The organism is Arthrobacter sp. ASL1, assembly GCF_056680475.1.
On sequence record NZ_CM155284.1, the window covers coordinates 2,037,529 to 2,054,461 of the forward strand.

The window sequence follows — 16,933 nt, forward strand, 5'->3', positions numbered from 1 at the left end:
CGGTGCCCACGGCCCCGGTCTTGACCCGGGCCCGTGGGCACCGCATCGTGGGACCATGGCCACCGAATCAGACGTCCGCGCCCTGTGCCTGGCCCTTCCCGGGGTGATCGAACGGCCCAGCTGGAGCCGCCCCGCGTGGTTCGCCCGCACCCTGATGGCCCGCATGTGGGACGACACGGTGCTGACCGTGAAGACCACCGAGCGCGAGGCGCTGGCGGCCACGGACTCCGGCACCTACTACTGGACGCCACACCACCAGGGATCCCCACAGCTGGTCCTGGTCCGGCTCGAGCGCGTCGAGGACACGGAGCTGCGCGAGCTGCTGGCCGAATCGCACCGGCTGGCCGGCGGGTAGCGACTCAGCTACTTTGGGCCTGCAGGAACTCGTAGACCTCGGTCTCGTCCACGCCCGGGAACGCCCCCGAGGGCATGGCGGCGAGCAGGTGCGAGTTGGCCCGCGCCGCCGGCCAGGCCTGGCCGGCCCACATCCGGGACAGGTTGTCCGGCGGACGCTTGCAGCAGGTCTCGTCCGGGCAGCGCGATTTCGAGCGTTCGGTGGTGTCCCGGCCGCGGAACCACTTCACGTGCTCGTAGGGGACGCCGATGCTCAGCGAGTACGTACCCGAGGAGTGGCGTTCGGTCCGGGCCGTGCACCAGTAGGTGCCGACCACCGTGTCGGTGTACTGCTCGTAGGCCCGGAACTTGTCGGGGACCTCGAAGACCTCGCGGCTGGTCCAGTACCTGCAGATGGTCTGCCCCTCGATGGCCCCGGTGTGGTCGGCGGGAAAGTTCACGCCGTCGTTCTCATAGGCCTTGTGCAGGATGCCTGACTCGTGCACCTTCTGGAAGTGGCAGGTGATGCCCAGGTGCTCGGTCGCCAGGTTGGTGAAACGGTGGGCCGCGGATTCGTAGGAGACGGCGTAGGCGTCGCGCAGGTCCTCGATTGCCAGCGACTTGTTCTTCTTCGCCTCTTCGAGGAACTGCACCGTCGTCTTCTGCGGCATGAGCAGCGCCGCGGCGAAGTAGTTGGTGTAGACGCGTTGGCGCAGGAATTCGCTGTAGTCACGCGGCGCCTCGTGCCCCAACACGTAGTGGCCGAGCGCCTGCAGGAGGACCGAGCGGGCGTCGTGCTCGCTGCGTGAGCCCTGCACCAGATAAATTTGGCGGTTCTTCAAATCCGTCACCGACCGGGTCGAATGCGGCAGGTTGCCGACGAAGCGCAGCCCGAATCCGAGGTGTTCGGCCAGGTCCGCGGCCACATGGTGGGACAGCGGGCCGGAGGTGTGACCGACGGCGTCGAGCAGGTCCTGTGCCTGCTTCTCCAGCTCCGGGTAGTGGTTGTTGAGCTCGCGCATCTCGGTGCGGATCTCCGTGTTCGCCCGGCGGGCCTCCTCCGGGGTGGCCGACTGCTGTTCGAGGCGCCGCTCCAGCTCGTGTTGGAGGCCGACCAGCGATTCGAGGACATCCATTGGCAACCGCGAGGAGACGCGGACTTTCGGCAACCCGAGCGACCCGTATAGGGGCCCGCGCTGCGCCTTCTCCAGCTCGATCTCCAGGGCGGCCCGGCGGCTGGGCGGCTCGGCCCCGAGCAGGTCGTCGACCCCGGTGTCCAGGGCGCCGGCGAGCTGCTTGAGCAGGGATACCTTGGGCTCGCGCTTGCCGTTCTCGATGAGGCTCAATTGCGACGGCGCAACCCCGACGAGTTCGCCCAAGGCGCCCAGGGTGAGGGACTTCGCCTTGCGCAGGTGGCGCACCCTCCGCCCGAGGGCGATCGAGTCGAGTTCGGCGTCGAGTTCCGCCGCGTTGCCGTCCGGGGATGTTCCGCCGACCGGCCGGTTCCATGTGGGAGTCGTCACTTCTTGAGGATAACGGAAGAAGTGCAAATCTTTCCAGCAAACCCCCCTAGATAACCCCTTGCGAATCGCGAAAAGTAATGACTACGCAGAAAAACACCGAAACACCATCGGCGAACCAGAGGAGAACGACATGACGCAGAACCAGCAGACCGCCGCGGAACGCGAGCAGGCACTGGAACTCGAGTGGAGCGCCAACCCCCGCTGGGAAGGCATCACCCGCGAGTACACGGCCGCCGAGGTCGTCCGCCTGCAGGGCCGCGTCGTCGAGGAGAACACGCTGGCCCGCCGCGGTTCCGAGAAGCTCTGGAACCAGCTGACCGCCGAAGCCAAGACCGGCGCCTACACGAACTCGCTCGGAGCGCTGACCGGCAACCAGGCCGTGCAGCAGGTCAAGGCCGGGCTGCGCGCCATCTACCTTTCCGGCTGGCAGGTCGCCGCCGACGCCAACCTTTCCGGGCAGACCTACCCGGACCAGTCGCTCTACCCGGCCAACTCGGTGCCGCAGGTGGTGCGCCGCATCAACAACGCGTTGCAGCGTGCCGACCAGATCGAGTTCTCCGAGGGCATCCAGTCGGTCGAGGACTGGCTGGTGCCGATCGTCGCCGACGCCGAGGCCGGCTTCGGTGGCCCGCTGAACGCCTTCGAGCTGATGAAGTCCATGGTCACCGCCGGCGCCTCGGGCGTGCACTGGGAAGACCAGCTCGCCTCGGAGAAGAAGTGCGGCCACCTCGGCGGCAAGGTCCTCATCCCGACCGGCCAGCACATCCGCACGCTGAACGCTGCCCGCCTCGCGGCCGACGTCATGAACACCCCGTCCGTGATCATCGCCCGCACCGATGCGGAGGCGGCTACCCTGATCACCTCCGACGTCGACGAGCGCGATTCCGAGTTCATCACGGGCGAGCGCACCGCCGAGGGTTTCTACAAGGTCCGCAACGGGATCGAACCGTGCATCGCCCGGGCCAAGGCCTACGCCCCCTACTCCGACCTCATCTGGATGGAGACCGGGACCCCGGACCTGGAGCTGGCCCGCAAGTTCGCCGAGGCGGTCAAGGCCGAGCACCCGGACCAGATGCTCGCCTACAACTGCTCGCCGTCGTTCAACTGGAAGAAGCACCTCGACGATGCCACGATCGCCAAGTTCCAGCGCGAACTCGGCGCCATGGGCTTCACCTTCCAGTTCATCACCCTCGCCGGATTCCACGCCCTGAACCACTCGATGTTCGACCTGGCCTCCGGCTACGCCGAGAAGGGCATGAGCGCCTACGTCGAGCTGCAGGAGCGCGAGTTCGCCTCCGAGGCCGCCGGCTACACCGCCACCAAGCACCAGCGTGAGGTCGGTACCGGCTACTTCGACCAGATCGCCACGACGCTGAACCCCAACGCGTCCACCCTGGCCCTGGCAGGCTCCACCGAGGCCGGCCAGTTCCACTAAACAGACCACGACGGCGGTGCCTCCTGCCCCCTTGGAGGCACCGCCGTCGTACCTCACATTTTTGAAGGAGATCCGCCATGAACGACCCCATCACCCTGAACGGCATCACGCTGAACGCTTCGCCGGTCCGCCGGCAGGAGCAGATCCTCACCCCCCAGGCCATGGACTTCCTGGCGAAGCTCCACGCCGAGTTCGAGCCGCGCCGCCACCAGCTGCTGGCCGCCCGCGACGTCCGCCGACGCGACATCGCCGCCGGTGAGGACCCCCGCTTCCTGGAGGAGACCCGCCACATCCGCGAGGACGACTCCTGGCGCGTCGCCCCGGTGGCCCCTGGGCTGGAGGACCGCCGCGTGGAGATCACCGGGCCAACCGACCGCAAGATGGCCATCAACGCGCTGAATTCGGGCGCGAAGGTGTGGCTGGCGGACCTCGAGGACGCCTCGACCCCGACCTGGCAGAACGTCATCGGCGGGCAGCTGAACCTGCGCGCCGTGCTGGACGGCGAGATCGACTTCACCTCACCGGAGGGCAAGGAGTACCGCGTCACCGGGAAGACGCTCACCGAGCTGCCGACCATCGTGGTCCGCCCCCGCGGTCTGCACCTGCCGGAGAAGCACCTGACGATCAACGGCAAGTCGACCTCCGGCTCGCTGGTCGATTTCGGGCTCTACTTCTTCCACAACGCGCAGCGCCTGATCGCCGCCGGCCGCGGCCCGTACTTCTACCTGCCGAAGATCGAGAACCACCAGGAGGCACGCTTCTGGAACGACGTGTTCGTCTTCGCGCAGGATGCGGTGGGCATCGAGCGCGGCACCATCCGGGCGACGGTGCTCATCGAGACCATCACCGCGGCGTTCGAGCTGGAGGAGATCCTCTACGAACTGCGCGAGCACTCGGCCGGGCTGAACGCCGGACGCTGGGACTACATCTTCTCGGTCATCAAGAACTTCAGGACCCGCGGGCCGCGGTTCGTGCTGCCGGACCGGGCGATGGTGACCATGACGGCGCCGTTCATGCGCTCCTACACCGAGCAGCTGGTGCGGGCCTGCCACCGCCGCGGCGCGATGGCGATCGGCGGCATGAGCGCCTTCATCCCCAACCGCCGCGACGAGGCGGTCAACGCAGTGGCGTTCGAGAAGGTCCGCGCCGACAAAACCCGCGAGGCCTCCGACGGCTTCGACGGTTCCTGGGTAGCGCACCCGGACCTGGTTCCGGTGGCCCGGGAGGTCTTCGACGAGACCCTCGGGGGCAAGCCCAACCAGCTGGACCGCCAGCGCGAGGACGTCGTCCCCGATGACCGCGGGTTGCTGGACATCGCGGGCACCCAGGGCCTGATCACCGAGAACGGTGTGCGCATGAACGTCGAGATCGGGATCCGCTACATCGAGTCCTGGCTGCGCGGCAACGGCGCGGTGGCCCTGCAGAACCTGATGGAGGACGCGGCGACCGCCGAAATCTCCCGCTCACAGATCTGGCAGTGGATCCACCAGGGTGCGGTCACCGACGAGGGCGAGCTCATCACCACCGAGTTCGTGGAGGAGATCGTGGACGACGAGTTCGCCAGGATGGAGCGCTTCGAGGGCGACCGGTTCGCCGACGCCCGCGAGATCTTCGACGAATGCGCCCTGCGCGAGGCCTACCCCGCGTTCCTCACGGTTCCGGCCTACACCCGGTTCCTGTGCCAGTCGAAGGCCAAGGCCACCATCGACGCCTAACCGACCACCGCCCGCCCCGCGACGTTTCCCCTCCATTGGACCCGGCTCCGGCCGGCGCGGGGCGGGCGGTCCCCACACGACGACGGACCCCATTTGGCAGAGCTGCCGGGGTCCGTCGTTCATTTAATGACCGGGGTCTTTCCCGATGTCGTGTTCGATGGGGACATTTTGACCGGCTCCCCGCCTGGGGCACGGCGAACGCTGCGCCATCGGCCACGAAGACGCTCCGGTTAGCTGTCTGGGGTCCAGTTTCTGCGCAGGATATCCGCGGCTTCCCCAGCATCGGTCAAGGCTTCTCCCAAGAACCCCGAAAGTCCGTTCCTGAGGGGAAAAAGGGTTGTTATGTTTCTTGAAGCGCGGTGAATACGCCCACGAGGTACACCCGCAAAACCACCACACAACTTCCCTCAGGAGCACCCCATGCTGTCCATCTACGCCACCCTCCAGACCCTCGGCTTCAAGATCAAGAACCGTCTCCAGAAGGACGAAACCGGAGCCACCGCCGTTGAGTACGGCATCATGGTCGGCCTCATCGCCGTCGCCATCATCGCCACCGTCGCCCTCCTGGGCCCGAAGCTGAACGAGATGTTCAACAACGTCCTCACCGAGCTCAACGGCTCCACGACGACCACGCCGTAGTCCTGCCCATATCTGGACGGTGGCGGCAAGGAAGCAAGCGGCCGCCGCCGTCCAGACGCGTTTCACCCCCCGGGGCAACCCATCCCCAGTCGACGCAGGAAGGACGAAGCATGGATCGGAAGAACGAACGCGGCGCCGCTGCTGTTGAGTTCGCCATCGTCCTGCCCGTTCTGCTCTTGATTCTGATGGGCATCATCGAATTTGGCCACGCATACAACGCCCAGCTGACCCTGACCCAGGCTGCCCGCGAAGGCGTGCGGGTCATGGCCATCTCCAACAACCCGTCGGCAGCCCGCACAGCGACCAAGAACGCTGCCCGGACCCTGTACCCCACGCTCACGGATTCAAATGTCGCGATCTCACCATCAGCATGCGTGCCGGGTACCACGGCCACCATCACCATCACGTACCCCGCGGCCACGATCACCGGCATCGTCGGACCCATCACCCTGACCGGCAAGGGCACCATGCGATGCGGCGGCTGATTCACTCGGGCGACGACGAACGCGGAGCCGTGAGCGTAATAGCCGCTCTCCTGCTGGTGGCCCTGCTCGGATTCACGGCAATCGTCGTAGATGCCGGAATGCTCTACGCCGAAAAGGCTCAATTGCAGAACGGTGCCGACGCCGCCGCGTTGGCCGTGGCTCAGGAATGCGCCCGTAACCTCGCCTCCTCAGCTTGCTCCACCACTTCCCCACTGGCCGGTAGCTTCGCCAACGCCAACGCCAACGATGGTCTCAGCAACGTCCAGTCCATCGCCTTGGAAAAGGCCGCGGGCAACGTCACGGTGACCACCGGCGCCCAGGAAGCGGGAGGCGAATCGAACCGCATCTCATTGTCCTTCGCACGCATTCTGGGCATCGATTCCGCCGAGGTCGGGACCAGCGCGAGCGCCCAATGGGGAAGCCCCATTGCCGGCCGCACTGTCTTTCCTGCCGCGTTCTCGATTTGCCAGGTTGAGGGCCAGGTCGACGGCGGCCTGCAGCGTCTTGGTCTGCATGGCGGATCGTATGCCAATCCCAGTTGCAATTACGGACCCTCTGGCACAACAGTGGCGGGTGGCTTCGGCTGGCTTGCCCAAGACGCGGGGCAATGTGGCGGATACATCGACCTGGCCACCCAAGAGGGCGGCAGCGCCCCGGGCAACAGCGAACCACCCAACTGCACCGCCGTGTTCAACCAGTGGATTTCCGAACTCACCGCAGGTCGGCACCCCACCGTGCTGCTGCCGGTTTTCGACCGCGTTACCGGGACCGGATCCGGCGCAGTCTATGGGCTCAAGGCATTCGCTGCGTTCGAGGTCGCCGGCTGGAAGTTCACCGGCGGCTCCAGCGCCCCCGCAGTGTTCCACAACACCTCAACCGACGTCGGCACCCAGGCGTGCACCGGCGACTGCCGCGGCATTATCGGCCGCTTCGTTCGCTACGTTTCCCTCGATGAGGGCTACACCTTGGGCCCGGTCGACGCCTATGGTGCCACCGTCGTCCGCATGACCCACTAGGAGAATCCTTGAAATCCCGACTCTTGGGCGGTGTTGCCGCCATCGTCCTCGCCCTGATAGGCGCCATCCTCGTCTTCTCCTACGCAGCGAATGCCGATGCACGCGCCATGGCCGGCCAGCAACCCACCGACGTCCTGGTGGTTCGCAAGGCGGTCCCCGCCGGAACGGACGTGAATCAATTGTCCGAATCCGTTGTTCTCGAAAAGCGTCCGTCTGGCTCTGTCCCGACTGGGGCCCTCTCAACCCTCGACACCTCCACGGGCAAGGTCACCGCGACGGGCTTGGTTCCAGGCGAAGCGCTGGTTGCGCAGCGTCTGGTGGACCCTGAGACCCTGCAGATCCCCGGTTCGATTCCCATCCCCAAGGGAATGCAGGAAGTGACGATCGCCCTAGAGCCCCAACGCGTGGTCGGCGGCCGAATCGCCGCCGGGAGCACGGTCGGCGTCTTCGTCACGTTCGGCGCCGAAAAGCTTAAGTATATAAAAACGCCCACCACCACGACCGGACGGGTTTTCCATAAGATGCTCGTGACGTCTCTCCAGCGGGCGGACGCGACCGTCGACCCGGCCGAGGGAAACAAGGCCCTGCCAGCCGGTTCCATGCTGGTCACCCTTGCCGTGGACGATTCTTCCGCCGCCAAGATCATCTTTTCAGCCGAAAACGGCAACATCTGGCTCACCAACGAGCCGAAGGACGCCACGGAAGACAACCCGCCGAAGCCCATCCGCATCACCGAGGTGTACCCGTGAGCCGCTTCGTTCTGATTACCCCCGATGCGCGATTCGATCACCTGCTCCGGACGGCCGTCGCCGCAAGCATGCACGGCGAGGTCCGCTCGTTCCTCACCTCCGCCTTGCCAGAGGATCCCCAGCAACTTCTGGCAGGACTCGCCGTCCCACCGGAAGTCTTGGTCCTCGGTCCCGAGGTTCCCGTGGACGAGGCCCTGCGGCTCGCCACGGTCTTCGACGTGCAGTTCCCCGAGATCAGCATCATCCTTGCCGGCGAATACGAGCCGGAACTCGTTGTGCAAGCCATGCGCGCCGGCATCCGCGACGTGCTCAGCCCCACCGCGGAACTCGCGCAGGTCACCGCCGTCCTTGAGCGCGCTTGCCAGGCCCACTCGGCTCGTCGTCGTACGCGGCAGCCGATGGACGAGCAGCCCGCGAACAAGGGCCTGGTCATCGGGGTCTTCTCCCCCAAAGGCGGTGTCGGAAAGACGACCGTAGCGACGAACATCGCAGTCGGCTTGGGAAAGATCGCGCCCATGGGCGTGGTCATCGTTGATCTGGACCTGCAGTTCGGGGATGTGGCCTCGGCTTTGTCCCTGGATCCCGAGCACACGGTCATGGACGCGGTTTCGCCCACGGCCAGTCGCGACACCCTGGTCCTGAAGGCCTTCTTGAGCGTGCATCCAGCAGGCTTCTACGCGCTGTGCGCGCCGACGAGCCCCTCCGAAGCGGACCACATCACGGTCGAGCAAGTCGGGCGGCTACTCGATCAACTGGCCGGCGAATTCCAGTACGTCATTGTGGACAGCGCGCCCGGTCTGCCTGAGGTGGGGCTGACCGCCATGGAACGCTGCACCGACGCGGTATGGGTGACCGGCATGGACGTGCCCAGCGTGCGCGGTCTGCGATCCGGTTTGGATGTGCTCAAGAAGTTGGACATCCTGCCCGAAACCCGTCATGTCGTGGTAAATATGGCAGATCCCAAGGCAGGGCTGTCCATCCAGGACATCGAAGCCTCCATCGGAGCCCCGGTCGATGTCAGCATCCCGCGCTCGCGTTCCGTTGCATTCTCGACCAACCGGGGGATCCCCGTGCTGCAACAAGCGAAGAACGACCGCGCCGTGAAGGGCTACCGACAACTTCTACAGCGCTTCGACCCTAAATGGCGCGCTCAACCTGCCCGCAAACTCCACAGAAGGGTGGTGCTCCGATGAAACTCTCCGAACGGCTTGCTGCCGCCGAAAACGGCAAGCACCAACTGACGCCGGCGCCGCCGGTGGCATCCCCGACCGTCTACCCCACTCCTTCCCCCGAATCCGGGAGCCAGGGCTCCAGCGCTTTATCCTCGACGCGTTTGCTCGCCGAAGTAGATGTACCGGCTGGAACCGAGACCGAAGCCGTCACCCCGGGTTTCCCGGAAAGTCCACGAACACCCGTACCGGCCCCCCCGCCAGCAGCCAGCATCTACTCCCCCACGCCCGCTGCACGCACCACGACGGTAATGAGCCCGGTTCAGCAGCCTGTGGACGCGTTGGGCGCCCTCAAGGAACGTGCCGCCACCGCGCTCTTCGACCGTCTTGGCGCCCGGTTCAACGACTCCACTCTCACCGATGCGGACCTCCGGACCAGTGCCCGAGAGGAGTTGGCACAGGTCATCGATGAGGAACGGGTTCCTCTTTCACCAGCCGAACGCTCCCGTCTCATTAGCGATGTGGCCAACGACGTGCTCGGCTACGGGCCGCTGCAGCAATACCTCGACGACGACGACGTCACCGAGATCATGGTCAACCGCATGGACCGCATCTACGTCGAGCGAAAGGGCAAGCTGGTCCTCACCGACTCACGGTTCAGTTCCGAGGAGCACCTGCGCAAGGTGATCGAGCGCATCGTCTCCAAGGTAGGCCGTCGCATCGACGAGTCCTCCCCCTTGGTCGATGCTCGTCTCGAAGACGGGTCCCGTGTCAATGCCGTCATTCCGCCACTGGCCGTAGGCGGTTCCTCGCTGACGATCCGCAAGTTCAGCAAGGTCCCCCTCACCGTTCGTGACCTGATCGGGTTCGGAACACTGACTCCCGAAATGGCTGAACTACTCCAGGCCTGCGTCAAGGCGAAGCTGAACATCATTGTTTCCGGTGGTACCGGCACCGGCAAGACAACGCTCCTCAATGTGCTTTCTTCCTACCTGCCCCAGACCGACAGGATCGTCACCATCGAGGACGCGGTCGAACTCCAAATCCAACAGGATCACGTCGTCCGGCTTGAAAGCCGGCCGCCCAACACGGAAGGAAAGGGCGAAGTCACCATCCGCGAACTGCTGCGCAACTCACTGCGCATGCGCCCGGACCGGATTGTGGTCGGAGAGGTCCGCGGCGGGGAATCGCTGGACATGCTCCAGGCCATGAACACCGGCCACGACGGTTCGCTCTCGACCGTGCACTCGAACTCCCCCCGCGACGCCATCGCCCGCCTGGAGACCTTGGTCCTGATGGCCGGCATGGACTTGCCATTGCGTGCCATCCGCGAGCAAATTGCCTCCGCCGTACACCTGATCATCCAGATCTCCCGGTTGCGCGACGGTACCCGGCGGATCACCCACGTCACCGAGGTCCAGGGCATGGAGGGCGACATCGTCACCCTCCAGGACGCCTTCGTCTTTGATTTCGCCGCCGGCGTGGACGATTCCGGACGCTTTTTGGGCAAGCCAATCCCCACCGGCATCCGGCCCGGCTTCATCGACCGGTTTGAGGACATGGGCATCCACATCTCCCCCGCTGTCTTCGCCGCCCGCACCTTCAACGGCGCGAGAGCCTAGGACGGAACATGGAACTTTTGATCGGCCTGCTCTGCGTCCTCCTCGCCCTGGGTCTGCTGCTGGGCGTTTCCCTGCGTCCGAACCACCGGCTTCCACTTGAGCGCCGCCGGCCCATCAACAGCGCTGCTCCCACGCAACTGTCCAAGCTGGCAGGCGGAGCCACCGGCGGCCTCGACCGCTTCCTCGGCCGCCACCCAATCCGCTTGTTCAATGACGAGGCCCTCGAAAGTGCCGGACTCAAGTTTCGCCAAAGCGACTTCCTGATCCTGATGACGGCCTTCGGTCTCGTCGGCATGGTTCTCGGCCTGGTGGTGTCGGGCCTTGGGTTGGGCGTTCTCATGTTCATCCTCGTCCCCGTCTGCGGCTACTTGTTCCTCCAGCGTCGAGCCGCGAAACGTCGACGGGAATTCGAAGAACAGCTCGTGGACACCCTGCAGCTCCTCTCCGGCAGCCTGCGCGCCGGACACAGCATCCTGCGCGCCCTGGATGCGGCGGCATCCGAGTCCCAGGCACCCACCTCCGAGGAGATGCGGCGCGTCGTCTCGGAGACAAGCCTGGGACGGGATCTGCTCTCCTCGCTCAATGACACCGCGTCACGCATGCACAGCGAGGATTTCACCTGGATCTCCCAGGCCATACAGATCAACCGCGAAGTCGGCGGCAACCTGGCCGAAGTCCTCGACCAGGTCAACGGGACCATCCGCGAACGCAGCGAGATCAAGGGCCACATCGCCTCCCTCGCCGCCGAAGGCAAGTTCTCCGCCTACATCCTCATGGCCATGCCGGTGGGCATCATCGCCATGCTCATGCTCATCAGCCCGGGTTACATGACGCCGTTGTTCACGCAGCCGCTTGGCTTGCTGATGATCGGAGTCTCCGTGGTGCTCATGGCCATTGGCGGGCTATGGATGCGCAAAATCATCGACCTGAAGTTCTGAGGACCCGACCATGCCCCTGATAGTCACAGCCGGCACACTGCTGGTCGGCCTTGCACTGCTTTACATCGGACTCGCCTTGTTCTCCGCCGACCGCCACGGCCAGGCCGCCATCCGGGCCAACCTGCGCCGCGGCCAGGACCAGGAAGAATCCACCGCCCGACCCGGCACCGGATTACTGGTCCAGATCGGCCGACGCCTGACCCCCGAGGCGTATATCCGCAGGCTCGACCGGTTGCTCTCCCTATCCGGGCGTCCGGCCTCGATGCCCTTGGACCGCCTGCTGGCCATGAAACCGGCCCTGGCCCTGGTCGGCGCGTTCATCGGGATCCTGTTCGCCCTGAACCCGCACCCGATCATGAAACTTCTGGCTATCGTGCTCTTTACAGCCGCATACTTCATCCCGGACCTGTTGCTGATCAGCAATGGCCAAAAACGGCAACAGGAGCTCCAACTCGAACTTCCCAACACCCTGGACCAGATGCTGATCAGCGTCGAAGCGGGGCTCGGATTCGAGGGAGCCGTTGCCCGTGCCGGCGAAAACGGCAAGGGCCCCATGGCGCAGGAGCTGATCCGCACGCTTCAGGACATGCAAGTCGGCAGGTCCCGCCGCGAGGCCTATACAGCGCTCACCCACCGGACCAACATCCCCGAGCTGCGCAGCTTCGTGCAGGCAGTGGTCCAGGCGGACACCTACGGTATCGCCATCAGCCAGGTCCTCCGCGTACAGGCGAAGGTGATGCGCGTGAAGCGCCGCCAGCGTGCGGAGGAGAAGGCCATGAAGCTGCCGGTCATGATCCTGTTTCCCCTGCTCTTCTTCATCTTCCCGGTCCTTTTCATCGCGATCCTCGGCCCGGCCGTCATCAATGCCATTGCGACGTTCAGCGGATCGTGATGCCAACTGAAACCGGCAACCTACCGGGTTCGCTCTTTCCGAAGTGCGGCCAACACCTCGCTTTACCTACCGTTGACATGCCTCTTCGGTGCGGGCAGCGCAGGGTTTGCACAAGTTGCCATACAAACCTCCAATTTTCACGAACTGAGAAGTAACCTAAACACATGAACCCGCCGCCCACCGCTCCACTCGAGGATCCGCCGGTCCCCGAGACAGCAATCGCCAGAGAAGATCCGCACATGTATTCCATGCCTTCCCCGGAAGAGCCGCCTCTGGTGGACTTGGCGATACTCCACGATCTCGAGCAGCAGCTCGACGGCCGATCCGCCGTCTTGGACTTCGTCGGGGACTTCGCGAGTCTCTGGGCCGCCCGGTACACCCGCGTGGCCGAAGCCTTGAGCACCGGGGACGACGAAGCGGCGCTGGACGCACTGCTCAGCCTGAAGGCCTCGGCATCAATGGTCGGCGCAATCCGGCTGGCGGGTCGAGCCGAGGAAATCGAAAGCGCCATGAAGCGAGGCGACGTCGGCGACGGAAAGACCTTCCTGCCCGCGTTGTCGACGTGCGGACAGCTCACCCTGCACGCTCTCGAGAAGCTCTACGTCAGGCCTTCCGAAGCCGATTGACGCGACCGATATTCACTCGCCCTCAGCCACCGGAGTCAGCCGGTAGCCGACACCGCGCACGGTCATGATCCACCGCGGGTTCTTGGAGTCCTCCTCCAATTTGCGGCGTAGATTGCCGATATGGACCTCGATGGCCCGCTGGTCGAAGTCACTGACATAGCTGTCGGTCTGCTGACCTCCGCCCCGGACAACACGCACGAGTTCTGCCTTCGTGCGGACCGCGCCAGCGCTGCGCATGAGCTCGTGCAGCAGCTCGAATTCACTCCTAGTGAGCGTCAGCATGTCGCCCTCGAGTGTCACCACACGCGAATCGGCATCAAGCACCAAACCGTCATGGTGCAGGATCGCGCGTTTACTCCTCGGCACCGTACTCTCTGACTGCGCCACGTCCGGACGTGGCGCAGTCCGTTGGGCGCGAGGGCGCCGAAGCAGTGCCGCGACGCGTGCTCTCAGCTCGCGGGGGCGAAACGGTTTCGTCAAATAGTCGTCCGCGCCGATCTGCAAAGCCATGAGCGTATCCGTTTCCTCGGCACGAGCAGTCAGCATGATCACGTAGCAGTCGGTGGCGGCACGAATCTGTCGCAGAACCTCATGGCCGTCGATATCCGGCAGGCCCACATCCAACGTCACCACATCCGGGCCCACTTCACGCACCAGGTCCACGCCCTCGTGGCCGGTGGCCGCGGTGCTCACATCGAATCCGGATTGCTGCAGGACGGCGATCAGCAGGTTCCGCACATCGGCGTCGTCTTCGATGACGACAACTGCCCCCTGGCTGGCCATCTTCTCCCTAGCTCACTCTGGTGCCGGCTATGAAACCCGACCATTTCGTGCACCGCGCTACATAACGGGCACCTTTTTAGACTATAAGGCGGACGCGTGTTACCCAATAGAGTACGTCGTTGACGCGATTCCGGATATTGCGGCCAAATCGATGCCGGTTCGTGCAGTATGGGAACATGCCATTTTCGCGGGGGGGCGTGCACACCGAGCCTGGGCCCCAGGCGCCAACAGTTGAAACACTGCAGCCGACCAGGTTGCTGTTCCACCTGGGTAACCTCGGGCCGAGGGCCCGTATCGGCCTATGCCATCTCCCGCTCACGGTGGTCCTCGCGGTCCTGGCGTTATCCGTTCACTCACAGTGGTCCACGCTCGGTGGCAACGGCATGATTCGCCTCGGCATCATCACCTACGTGCTGTTGGCGGCCAGCTGTTGGGTGGTGCCATGGGAGCGTCTGCCGGACACGGCTTCACTCATCATTCCGATCGGCGACCTGGTCACCCTGGGGCTGCTGAACAGCGGCACCTCGGAACACGTCGACGGACTCGCCGTTCTGGCGGTCTTCCCCGTCATCTGGCTCTCCGTATCCGGCATGCCCTGGTGGTTGTCAGCACTGGTCAGTTTTATGGGTCCCTTGCTGGTCGTCAGGGCGGGCGCCCCCTTCTCGCGCCAGGAACCGGACATGCAGCTGACTGGGACCTTCCTGCTGCCCGCGATGTTTCTGGCGGTGTCGCTTGCCATCCGCTCGATCACCGGAAACGTCGCCGTGCAGCAGCGAAAACTCGCCAAAAAAGACAGAGAACTCCGGGCGCTTCTCCTCTCCAGTAACCAACGAGAACGGCTGCTCGAAGCCATATTGGACGCGGTCGACGTCGGCATTGTCGCCGTCGACGCCCAGGGCACGTCGATCCTCGCCAACGAGCGGATGAAGCAGTTGATCCACGCGCCCCCGCACGAACCCTTTTCCGGCCAGGACGTGGTGCTGTGCGGGCAAGATCGCAGGACAGCCCTCGAACCCGACAAGCACCCGATCCAGCGGGCAGTGGATGGCGAGGAATTCGGCGACTACGTGGTGTGGGCCGGCGAAGTCGACGGGCAGCGGGCGTACTCCACCGCCGCCCGGAGCATGCGCGACGGGTCCGGCGCATTCGGTGGTGCGGTCATCGCCTTCAGCGAGGTGACCGCCCTGTATGAGGCCGTCATGGCGAAGGACGACCTCGTCGCCAACGTCTCCCACGATCTGCGCTCCCCGTTGACGTCCATCTTGGGCAACCTCGATCTGGTTCTCGAGGAACTGGACTCCGACCCCGGCGCGCCCCTGGAAAGCGTGGCCCACTACCTGCGCTACTCCCACGGGAGTGCCGAACGGCTCCTGGAACTGGTTTCGGATCTCCTGCTCTCGGCGTCGGTTGCCACCAACATCCACCCCCGCCAGACCGACGTGTCAGGACTCATCGAATCGTGCCTGGGACCCCTCGGTTCCCAGGCGCGGGCACGGCAACTGTCCCTTGTCACCGATGTTCCCTCGCCCTTATGGGCCCACGTGGATCCGCTGCGGATCGCCCAGGTGCTGGAGAACCTCGTTTCGAATGCCATCAAGTATTCGACGGATGGCGGCGAAGTTGTCGTTACGGCAACTTCGAATGGACAGGAAGCGACGATCACGGTCCGCGACTCGGGCGTGGGGATGTCCCCGCAGGACGCTTCCCGGGCCTTCGACAAGTTCTTCCGGAGCGACGCAGTGCGCGACACTGCCATCCCCGGGACAGGGTTGGGCCTTTCCATCGCGAAGGCGATCGTGGACCGGCACAGGGGACGCCTCCTCTGCAGAACGGTGTTGGGCAAGGGAACCAGCATGGAATTGGTACTGCCCGTCGACCCCACGGCCTGACGCGAACGGCCATGTGCGAACGCGTCTAGATGTCGTCCTCGTAGGCCGGGCCGCCCTCGCCCTCCCAGGTCTCCAGCCGGCGGACCTTGGCGGCGTTGAACTTGCGGCGGACCCCGTATCCTCCGTGTTCGTCGTCGGTGATGAAGGCGACGCCGAAGTGCTCGAGGGCCGCCAGCAGGCGATCAGCCTGTTCGGCGGTCAGTGGCTGGTTGCCCTTTTCGAAGGACCTGACCTGATGCTTCTCCAAGGCGGCCTCCCGGGCAATGACCTTGGACGAGACCTGGGTCAGCGCGCGGGCTGCACGCGCCAGGTCGGGGGCGAGGACCATCTGCGATTTCGTCATGTCCCGATCGTCCCAGAGTTCCGCCGGGAGTCCAGCCGACAATCCGCTGGACTAGCATGGCTGGAGCGTCCGGAATGTCCGGGGCACGGAATCCCCGGGGGTGGCAGGTGGAGCTCGACGCCGGCACCCGCGTCGCCGGTTCCCGGCTCGCCTGGGCCGTGACCCATGGGCTCTCCCCCGCACTGCTGGTCAGCGTCTACCTGCTGCTGCTGCCGTGGCGCGCCCCGGCGACCAGCTGGCTGCAGGGCCTCGTCGCCACCGTGTTCGTCACCGGGCTACCGTGGCTCTTCCTGGTGTGGATGAAACGGCGCGGACACGTCACCGACCTCCACGTCCGGGAACGGGGCCAACGCTGGCCGGTCTTTGCCTTCGCCGCGGCATCGCTGCTCGTCGGCTTCGGTGCCGAGCTGCTGCTCCAGGCACCAACTGCGGTGTTCAGGGCCATGGCACTGATCCTGGCCGGGCTACTGATCTGCGCGGTCGTCAATCTGCACTGGAAGCTCTCCGTCCACACCGCTGTGGCTGCCTTCATCTGGCTCAGCGTCTTCGCTCCCCTCCCCGGGGGATCGGCCGCCGCACTCATCCTGACCCTGCTCGTGGGCTGGTCCCGCATCGAGGTCCGCCACCATACGCCGACCCAGGTGCTGTCCGGCGCCCTGGTCGGCTGCCTCCTTTATGGGGGCGGCCTGTTGCTGTCCTGAGCTGTTGCCTCGATAGGCTGGCGGAGCACGACGACGTCGCGGGCATCGCGGCGCGCGCAACAATGTGGGAAGGAA

At 65.1% G+C, this 16,933-nt stretch carries 17 protein-coding genes; 14 read left to right on the forward strand and 3 right to left on the reverse strand.

Annotated elements, in window-relative coordinates; translation table 11 throughout:
* Positions 1–55 precede the first annotated feature (55 nt).
* Entirely contained in the window at positions 56–355 is a 300-nt protein-coding gene (locus AC1MEQ_RS09585; protein WP_479790187.1) for an MmcQ/YjbR family DNA-binding protein, read from the forward strand.
* Positions 356–359: 4 nt separating this feature from the next.
* Here AC1MEQ_RS09585 and AC1MEQ_RS09590 read toward each other — a convergent pair whose 3' ends face one another.
* Positions 360–1,883 (reverse strand): helix-turn-helix domain-containing protein, encoded by a 1,524-nt coding sequence (locus tag AC1MEQ_RS09590; protein ID WP_479790188.1) that lies wholly within the window; start codon positions 1,881–1,883, stop codon positions 360–362.
* Positions 1,884–1,986: 103 nt separating this feature from the next.
* Here AC1MEQ_RS09590 and aceA point away from each other — a divergent pair, with 103 nt between their 5' ends.
* The 11 genes from aceA to AC1MEQ_RS09645 all read left to right on the forward strand — a co-directional run bounded on the left by aceA (position 1,987) and on the right by AC1MEQ_RS09645 (position 13,142).
* Positions 1,987–3,291, forward strand: coding sequence for an isocitrate lyase (aceA, locus tag AC1MEQ_RS09595; RefSeq protein ID WP_479790190.1), 1,305 nt, complete (start codon positions 1,987–1,989; stop codon positions 3,289–3,291).
* Positions 3,292–3,368: 77 nt separating this feature from the next.
* Positions 3,369–5,006, forward strand: coding sequence for a malate synthase A (aceB, locus tag AC1MEQ_RS09600; RefSeq protein ID WP_479790192.1), 1,638 nt, complete (start codon positions 3,369–3,371; stop codon positions 5,004–5,006).
* 420 nt (positions 5,007–5,426) lie between these two features.
* On the forward strand, positions 5,427–5,645 hold the full coding sequence (locus tag AC1MEQ_RS09605; protein ID WP_479790194.1) for a Flp family type IVb pilin: 219 nt from the start codon (positions 5,427–5,429) through the stop codon (positions 5,643–5,645).
* 110 nt (positions 5,646–5,755) lie between these two features.
* Complete coding sequence (locus tag AC1MEQ_RS09610) at positions 5,756–6,130, forward strand: TadE/TadG family type IV pilus assembly protein (protein WP_479790196.1); 375 nt, start codon at positions 5,756–5,758, stop codon at positions 6,128–6,130.
* 29 nt (positions 6,131–6,159) lie between these two features.
* Complete coding sequence (locus tag AC1MEQ_RS09615; RefSeq protein ID WP_479790198.1) at positions 6,160–7,146, forward strand: pilus assembly protein TadG-related protein; 987 nt, start codon at positions 6,160–6,162, stop codon at positions 7,144–7,146.
* Positions 7,147–7,169: 23 nt separating this feature from the next.
* Positions 7,170–7,895, forward strand: coding sequence for a Flp pilus assembly protein CpaB (gene cpaB, locus AC1MEQ_RS09620; protein WP_479790200.1), 726 nt, complete (start codon positions 7,170–7,172; stop codon positions 7,893–7,895).
* Complete coding sequence (locus AC1MEQ_RS09625; RefSeq protein WP_479790202.1) at positions 7,892–9,088, forward strand: CpaE/TadZ family protein; 1,197 nt, start codon at positions 7,892–7,894, stop codon at positions 9,086–9,088. The genes cpaB and AC1MEQ_RS09625 overlap by 4 nt, the downstream gene beginning before the upstream one ends.
* Before the next feature lie 287 nt (positions 9,089–9,375).
* A complete protein-coding gene (locus tag AC1MEQ_RS09630) occupies positions 9,376–10,686 on the forward strand; it encodes a TadA family conjugal transfer-associated ATPase (RefSeq protein ID WP_479796101.1) in 1,311 nt (436 codons plus the stop codon).
* Between the two features lie 8 nt (positions 10,687–10,694).
* Positions 10,695–11,624: a type II secretion system F family protein gene (locus tag AC1MEQ_RS09635; protein ID WP_479790204.1), complete on the forward strand. Its 930-nt coding sequence runs from the start codon at positions 10,695–10,697 to the stop codon at positions 11,622–11,624.
* Between the two features lie 10 nt (positions 11,625–11,634).
* Complete coding sequence (locus AC1MEQ_RS09640; RefSeq protein WP_479790206.1) at positions 11,635–12,516, forward strand: type II secretion system F family protein; 882 nt, start codon at positions 11,635–11,637, stop codon at positions 12,514–12,516.
* Positions 12,517–12,680: 164 nt separating this feature from the next.
* The gene (locus tag AC1MEQ_RS09645; RefSeq protein WP_479790208.1) at positions 12,681–13,142 is read left to right on the forward strand and encodes an Hpt domain-containing protein; all 462 of its coding nucleotides are present in this window, start codon (positions 12,681–12,683) and stop codon (positions 13,140–13,142) included.
* A gap of 12 nt (positions 13,143–13,154) precedes the next feature.
* On the opposite strand, the gene AC1MEQ_RS09650 is transcribed toward AC1MEQ_RS09645, so the two are convergent.
* Positions 13,155–13,925, reverse strand: a complete 771-nt coding sequence (locus tag AC1MEQ_RS09650; protein ID WP_479790211.1) for a response regulator transcription factor — start codon at positions 13,923–13,925, stop codon at positions 13,155–13,157.
* Positions 13,926–14,308: 383 nt separating this feature from the next.
* Here AC1MEQ_RS09650 and AC1MEQ_RS09655 point away from each other — a divergent pair, with 383 nt between their 5' ends.
* Positions 14,309–15,814 carry a sensor histidine kinase gene (locus AC1MEQ_RS09655; protein WP_479790213.1) on the forward strand — a complete coding sequence of 502 codons (1,506 nt, stop codon included), beginning with the start codon at positions 14,309–14,311 and terminating at the stop codon, positions 15,812–15,814.
* Between the two features lie 25 nt (positions 15,815–15,839).
* On the opposite strand, the gene AC1MEQ_RS09660 is transcribed toward AC1MEQ_RS09655, so the two are convergent.
* The gene (locus AC1MEQ_RS09660) at positions 15,840–16,157 is read right to left on the reverse strand and encodes an XRE family transcriptional regulator (RefSeq protein WP_479790215.1); all 318 of its coding nucleotides are present in this window, start codon (positions 16,155–16,157) and stop codon (positions 15,840–15,842) included.
* Between the two features lie 74 nt (positions 16,158–16,231).
* Here AC1MEQ_RS09660 and AC1MEQ_RS09665 point away from each other — a divergent pair, with 74 nt between their 5' ends.
* On the forward strand, positions 16,232–16,858 hold the full coding sequence (locus AC1MEQ_RS09665) for a phosphatase PAP2 family protein (protein WP_479790217.1): 627 nt from the start codon (positions 16,232–16,234) through the stop codon (positions 16,856–16,858).
* Positions 16,859–16,933 lie beyond the last annotated feature (75 nt).

What these genes read in the sequence shown, in the direction of transcription:
- AC1MEQ_RS09655 (WP_479790213.1), top strand. Translation starts at nt 14,309, where the DNA reads ATGATTCGCCTCGGCATCATCACCTACGTGCTGTTGGCGGCCAGCTGT.
- AC1MEQ_RS09610 (WP_479790196.1), top strand. Translation starts at nt 5,756, where the DNA reads ATGGATCGGAAGAACGAACGCGGCGCCGCTGCTGTTGAGTTCGCCATC.
- AC1MEQ_RS09660 (WP_479790215.1), bottom strand. Translation starts at nt 16,157, where the DNA reads ATGACGAAATCGCAGATGGTCCTCGCCCCCGACCTGGCGCGTGCAGCC.
- AC1MEQ_RS09585 (WP_479790187.1), top strand. Translation starts at nt 56, where the DNA reads ATGGCCACCGAATCAGACGTCCGCGCCCTGTGCCTGGCCCTTCCCGGG.
- aceA (WP_479790190.1), top strand. Translation starts at nt 1,987, where the DNA reads ATGACGCAGAACCAGCAGACCGCCGCGGAACGCGAGCAGGCACTGGAA.
- AC1MEQ_RS09640 (WP_479790206.1), top strand. Translation starts at nt 11,635, where the DNA reads ATGCCCCTGATAGTCACAGCCGGCACACTGCTGGTCGGCCTTGCACTG.
- AC1MEQ_RS09645 (WP_479790208.1), top strand. Translation starts at nt 12,681, where the DNA reads ATGAACCCGCCGCCCACCGCTCCACTCGAGGATCCGCCGGTCCCCGAG.
- AC1MEQ_RS09665 (WP_479790217.1), top strand. Translation starts at nt 16,232, where the DNA reads ATGTCCGGGGCACGGAATCCCCGGGGGTGGCAGGTGGAGCTCGACGCC.
- AC1MEQ_RS09650 (WP_479790211.1), bottom strand. Translation starts at nt 13,925, where the DNA reads ATGGCCAGCCAGGGGGCAGTTGTCGTCATCGAAGACGACGCCGATGTG.
- AC1MEQ_RS09635 (WP_479790204.1), top strand. Translation starts at nt 10,695, where the DNA reads ATGGAACTTTTGATCGGCCTGCTCTGCGTCCTCCTCGCCCTGGGTCTG.
- AC1MEQ_RS09630 (WP_479796101.1), top strand. Translation starts at nt 9,376, where the DNA reads ATGAGCCCGGTTCAGCAGCCTGTGGACGCGTTGGGCGCCCTCAAGGAA.
- aceB (WP_479790192.1), top strand. Translation starts at nt 3,369, where the DNA reads ATGAACGACCCCATCACCCTGAACGGCATCACGCTGAACGCTTCGCCG.
- AC1MEQ_RS09605 (WP_479790194.1), top strand. Translation starts at nt 5,427, where the DNA reads ATGCTGTCCATCTACGCCACCCTCCAGACCCTCGGCTTCAAGATCAAG.